7 protein-coding genes are annotated in these 6045 nt (G+C 49.3%); all 7 read left to right on the plus strand.

Annotation, left to right across the window (positions count from 1 at the left end):
- The first annotated feature begins 3 nt into the window (after positions 1-3).
- Positions 4-423, plus strand: a complete 420-nt coding sequence (locus H8711_RS04105; RefSeq protein ID WP_249282264.1) for a hypothetical protein — start codon at positions 4-6, stop codon at positions 421-423.
- The gene (locus H8711_RS04110; protein WP_249282265.1) at positions 420-974 is read left to right on the plus strand and encodes a Gp15 family bacteriophage protein; all 555 of its coding nucleotides are present in this window, start codon (positions 420-422) and stop codon (positions 972-974) included. The genes H8711_RS04105 and H8711_RS04110 overlap by 4 nt, the downstream gene beginning before the upstream one ends.
- Positions 967-3210, plus strand: a complete 2244-nt coding sequence (locus H8711_RS04115) for a hypothetical protein (RefSeq protein WP_249282266.1) — start codon at positions 967-969, stop codon at positions 3208-3210. Before H8711_RS04110 ends, H8711_RS04115 begins: the two co-directional genes overlap by 8 nt.
- The gene (locus tag H8711_RS04120; protein ID WP_249282267.1) at positions 3210-3578 is read left to right on the plus strand and encodes a hypothetical protein; all 369 of its coding nucleotides are present in this window, start codon (positions 3210-3212) and stop codon (positions 3576-3578) included. The genes H8711_RS04115 and H8711_RS04120 overlap by 1 nt, the downstream gene beginning before the upstream one ends.
- Before the next feature lie 4 nt (positions 3579-3582).
- Positions 3583-5322 carry a hypothetical protein gene (locus tag H8711_RS04125; RefSeq protein WP_249282268.1) on the plus strand — a complete coding sequence of 580 codons (1740 nt, stop codon included), beginning with the start codon at positions 3583-3585 and terminating at the stop codon, positions 5320-5322.
- A gap of 2 nt (positions 5323-5324) precedes the next feature.
- Complete coding sequence (locus H8711_RS04130; RefSeq protein ID WP_249282269.1) at positions 5325-5726, plus strand: hypothetical protein; 402 nt, start codon at positions 5325-5327, stop codon at positions 5724-5726.
- Positions 5726-6045: hypothetical protein (locus H8711_RS04135; protein ID WP_249282270.1), on the plus strand; the 320-nt coding region annotated here is incomplete at its 3' end. The genes H8711_RS04130 and H8711_RS04135, both read left to right, overlap by 1 nt.

Below are 6045 nucleotides of genomic sequence, written 5' to 3' on the forward strand. Positions count from 1 at the left end.
TAAATGAACAAACTGACATTTGACACTGGACTAAAGACTTACACAATCAATGAAGCGTGCGAAGTGCGATTCAACCCGACCGACAGCACATTTGTGCGTCGGCTGTATGAAGCGTTCGACGCGCTGGAAAAAAAACAGGACACATATCGAGAAGAAGTGGAAAAGCTTTCGGAACCGGAAAAAATTCTTGCCTTTGCAGATGCGCGCGACGCGGAGATGCGCGGGGTGATAGATGGCCTGTTAGGAGATTCGGTCTGCTCCTCGTTGTTTGGTAATATGAACGTGTACGCGCTTGCAGACGGCTTGCCTGCATGGTGCAATCTGATGCTGGCAATTTTTGCTGAAGTGGATGCATCAATGAGCAAGGAGCAAAAGTTGACCAATCCGCGCATCAAAAAATATATGGAAAAGTATAAAAGATGATTTACGACTTACCAACGAGCGTAAAGATAGACGGCAAGGACTATGAGATCAGATCCGATTACAGGGCGGTGTTGGATATCTGCACCGCCCTGTCCGATCCGGAACTTACAGATCAAGAAAAGATATTGGTGGCCCTCAGTATCTTCTACCCGGATTTAGACGAAATTCCGCCGGATATGCTTGAACAAGCGGTAAAAAAGTGCTTCTGGTTTATTGACTGTGGAGAGATTTCACCGCAAAAAAAGGCCCCGAAACTGATGGATTGGGAGCAGGACTTTAAACACATTGTAGCGCCCATAAATCGTGTATGTGGGCGTGAGATAAGGTTGGCGGAATATATGCATTGGTGGACCTTTGTTGCTTTTTACCACGAAATAGGTGGAGAATGCCTGTTCGCCCAAATTGTGCGGGTGCGTGACCATCTGGCGCGGGGTAAAAAGCTTGATAAAGAGGACCGAGAATGGTATCGAAGAAACCGAGAACTGGTGGATCTAAAGCGCCCAACAACGACAGAGGAGAACGAATTGCTGAAGCAGTGGGGAGGTGGATGAAACGGCGGACGGGGCGATTGTGATTTCGACCGAGCTAGACAACAAAGAGCTGGAAAAGGAGCTTGCACACACCAAAAAGAAAATAGACGCGCTAAAAGAAAAACTCAACCAAAAGCAAAATGATATGGAGCCCCTCACTCAGGAAGCGAACCAACTGCGCACAAAAATAAGAGAGGCTACAGATGCGGCCAAACAATACGGGGAACAGTGGAAAGCTGGAGTTCTTGGGGCCGATCAACAGCAGGCTGCATCCTTGGATAAAGTGTCCAAGCTCCGATCCGAATACGAGGCGATTCTTAAAAAAATGGCCCCATATGATAACGCATTAGTGAAAACAGCAACAGAGTTGGAACGGCAGGAGGAAAAAGCTGCGCGCCTCTCCAAAAATTTGGCCGAGGCTAGCACAGGCGGGGTACGAATAGGAGACGCTTTAGATCGGGCAAGCAACTATCTGGACAAGTTCACACAACGCATCAAGGGACTTGCGCGTCGAGTATTTGTGTTTACGGTCATCACGTCGGCACTGCGTGCAATACGGGACTGGATGTCCAAGGTTATCAAAACGAACAGTGAAGCAACCGCGACGATGGCAAGGCTCAAGGGCGCGCTTCTGACATTGGCACAGCCGTTGGTTGATGTTGTTGTTCCAGCGTTCACTTGCTTGGTCAACATCCTTACACGCCTGATATCGGTTGCTGCACAGCTTATGGCGAGGTTATTTGGCAAGACCGGGAGCGAATCCAAGAAGGCGGCCTCAGAATTGTATAAGGAGACAGAGGCGCTCAATGCGGTCGGGGCCTCAGCCAAAGATGCAGAGGGAGCATTGGCTGGGTTCGACGAGATTAATGTGTTGCAGCAATCGGACGCTGGCGGCGGTGGAGCTTCCAGCAGCATATCTCCGAGTTTTGATTTTGACACAGGGATATCGGAGGATCGGCTGAATAACATTTTGATGATCGTTAAAATGATTGGCGCCGCGCTGCTGGCGTGGAAGCTTTCCGATTCTTTTGGCGGGGGAATTAAGATGTTCCTTGGCTTGTTATTGGCAATTGATGGGGTTGTTGGTTTTGTGAAGAGCACATTTGATGCGTGGGTGAACGGGGTATCGTGGGAAAATCTTATGTCTATGACGGGACGGATGCTTGAATTGGTGGCGGGACTTTGGATTGCCTTTGGTAAACTGGGCGGCGGCATAGGGCTGGTCGTCTCTGGGATTGTGATGCTGGTGACTGCTTTTCACGACGCCGACAAAAACGGCTGGAACCTGCAAAATACTATGATGGCTATTACGGGAATCATAGCCACTGGACTTGGCATCGCCCTTTTAGTGGGATCGTGGATACCGCTGTTGATTGCGGGTATTGCGGCGCTGCTGCTGGCGATAGTCAACGCCTTTGGAGATGGGGAGGCCCTTATCGAAGGGTTTAAAACCATCCTGGGAGGGTTTAAGGATTTTTTTGTTGGTATCTTTACCGGGGACATTGGCCTGGCTATAAGCGGCGCAGGAAAGATATTTGAAGGTTTGGGTACCGTATTCAACACTGTAGTGGATGCGATCAAAAATATGTTTCTTAGTTTTCTGGACTGGTTGAATGAAAAAACCAACGGAAAATTCAGCGGTATCATCAATATAGCGAAAGCTATCATAACTGGGTTCTTTGATTACATCAAAAGCATTGCAGGAGTCTGGATAGATGGCATAAAACAGATTTTCCAAGGCCTTATCACATTCTTTACGGGCGTATTTACCGGAGACTGGGATATGGTGTGGCAGGGAATTAAGGATATCTTTGGTGGAATTTGGAACATCATCGTTGGGCAACTGGAAACTGCGGTGAACTTTATTATCAAGGGCGTCAACTGGCTCATTGATCAGCTCAACAAGATTCATTTTGAATTTCCAGATTGGGTTCCTGGTGTTGGGGGTAAATCGTTTGGCATTAACATCTCGCATGTCAGGGAAATACAACTGCCAAGGCTTGCAGAGGGCGCGGTTATCCCCGCAAATCGAGAGTTTTTAGCGGTCTTAGGCGACCAAAAGAGTGGGACAAATATTGAGGCCCCACTAGAAACGATAGAGCAAGCGCTGGCAAATGTCATGGATGCACGCGGCGAGCAGGAGATCGTCATCCATTTTACCGGGAGTATGGCTGCGCTTGCGCGGGTACTCAAGCCCGAACTGGATCGCGCGACGGCCCGAAAAGGGATAAAGCTGGTACGAGGAGGAGCAATCTGATGATGTATATAGATGGAGATCAATACGATGTGCCAGTGCTCTCTATTAAGCGAAAAGCGGACTTCCTGGATAAGTATGCAGAGCGCACGGAAGACGGAGTACTTCGCCGCGAGCTGATTGGTGTCTACTTCAACTATCAGTTGCAGCTTGGCAGTACCGCGGATGTGAATGAATATGCCAGACTTTGGGGAAAGCTGACAGAACCGCAGGAGTTTCACACGGTAATTGTGCCGGACGAGGCTGGAGACTACACGTTTGTTGCCTATTTCTCAAATGTTCAAGATGAGCTGTTGAGAATACATAAATCTAAGAATTACTTCAAAAACTTAACAGTTAATTTCACAGCCCAGGCCCCAGCGAGGAGGTGATTCGGTGGGAACCTCGACAAAAATCTATTTTGGGCTATTGGATGTCACTGCTAGGGAGGACAGTACTCCAATCTGCGCGGATAAGCAGGACTTTGTCTCGCTATCCGATCTTAAATCGGAGGTGCCGCTGAGTCCACCGAAGTCAGCAACCCTGGAAGACAGCTTTTTTCTGCTGGACGGGAGCTTCTCGCCATTTCCAGACGCACCATCCGGTGCGGGGTGGGGGTTGTGGTCGGCGTCAATGTCTGGATCGGATGGATCGTTTTCAACGCCTCCTGTCTTAGAAGTGTCTTTCACTGAGCCGCACAGCAGTATCGGCTTGACGCTTACTTTTTCGCCTGATACAAACGATTATGCAAATAGCGTGCTTGCAGTCTGGTACGATGGAAGCGAAAACATAATCGCACAAAAGGCATTCGCTCCGGACGGCGCTCAGTATTACGTCGAGAAAAAGGTTGAGGGCTACCGCAAGGTGACCCTCACTTTTTATTCTACCGCAAAACCGTACAGATACCTGAAACTGCAAAATATTGAATACGGGCTTGTCTCCATGGAACTTTCGGGGGAAAGTATTGTGTCGGCATCCATCCTGGAAGAGATGGATCCAACTTCTGCCGAACTTACAGTAAATACCCTTGATTTGCAAGTGTACAGCAAAGACTCAAGGTTTTCGTTGCTCAACCCTCAAGGCGTCTTTTCCGTCCTCCAACAGCGCCAGAGGTTAGCGGTTTCAGAGATAGTCAATGGGGTGGAAATCCCAATGGGCACATACTATTTGGACGCCTGGAAAAACGCGGATGACTATAGCGTGGATTTGTCCGCAGTCGACTTGATTGGCATTATCGATCAGACCAACTTTAGCGGGGGAATGTATAACAACGTTGCGGCGAGTGATATTGTGGCATCTATAATGACCTCAGCGGACGTGCCATATAGCCTTGATGCAAGTCTTGAAAACAAGACCCTGTCTGGGTATCTTCCGATCTGTACACATCGCGAGGCGTTGCAGCAGGTGGCATTTGCGCTGGGGGCCGTGGTGGACTGTAGCAGAGGGGATGAAATCCGAATTTGTTCTCCCCCGAGCCGCCCCACCAGCCATATCAGCAAATCCAGAAAGTTTTCTGGAGGTACGGTAGAGCTGAGAAGTTTGGTCACTGGTATAGATGTGGTCGCGCACAAATACCAACCAAACACAGAATCGCGAGAACTGTTTTCTGACACGTTGGAGGCAGGAGACTATCAAATCGTCTTTACCGATCCAGCCCACAACCTCTCTATATCAGGAGGAACGATCCTATCTAGTACAGTCAATCAGGCGGTCATCCGCGTTTCTGCGGCTGGAAAGGTGGCATTAACGGGCCAAGGATATACCGATACGAGAAGAATCGTGTCTAAGCGGATGTTGGATTTGCCTGCAAATACGACGTCAAATGTACTTCAGGTAGACGATGCGACGCTCGTGACCGGAGATAACGCTGATGCAATTGCGCAGCGCCTTTATGACTACTACCAGCTGCGGTACAACAACGAATTCAAATTGTTAACCAGCTCAGAAAGGGTCGGTGATTGGGTTGTTGTTGATAGCTTGCGCGATGAAAGGCTGAAGGGGACGATAGAATCTATGGAGATCGATCTGACCGGGGGGTTTATCACATCAGCCCGTGTAGTCGGAGCGCGTATCCCTACAATTACCGGGTATCAACTTGGCGAACTGATTTCAGGCGAAGAAATGGGGGCGCTGTAATTATGGCGTGGATTACGCCGATTGTAGATCGCACGGCTCAAGATGTTATTGAGCATACGGAGAAGGGGTATTGCAATGTGGGCGACATCAACAGGTTGGAAGAGAATTGCGCTGTACTGGGTGAACTGCTTGGAGTTGAAATATCTACTCAGACATGGAGCCGAACAGACAAGCCCCCGGAGGCCGCATTTAGACGGATTAACGACAATATAGCGGCGCTCCGGGAAGCGTTTTACACATATGCTGTAACACCAGCAACACCTGAATATCCTTTGAACAGTTGGGACAAGTGGAACTCCGCAGAAAAAATTCTGGCGGATATGTATGAACTATATCACAAAACAGCCGCCGCGACACCAGGCCTGGGAGAGTGTTATGCGGGCGAGCAGATAGGAGTGATCTAATGTCGTTTACTAAGAAAACGTGGGTAGATCGGCAGGTGGAATATCCAGGGAGGCGGAAATTGACGCCCACAGGGACGGCGGACGTATACGATGTGTCAAGGGAAGAGGGGCTTGAGGTCGCTGCTGGAGACGCGTTGAATGCTGCGAATCTTAATAACCTAGAAAATCGCATTGCCGGCGCAATAGGAAACACTGCCAATAAGTCCACCCTAACCACCAAAACCCTGTCCAAGACAGGCTGGACAGGCAGTGAGCCCCCCTTTACCTACAGCCTGTCGGTGTCCGGCGTGACAAGCAGCAGCGTGCAGGAGATATTACC

Origin of the sequence: Ligaoa zhengdingensis (assembly GCF_014384885.1) — a bacterium.
In the GTDB taxonomy this organism is placed as follows: domain Bacteria; phylum Bacillota; class Clostridia; order Oscillospirales; family Ruminococcaceae; genus Ligaoa; species Ligaoa zhengdingensis.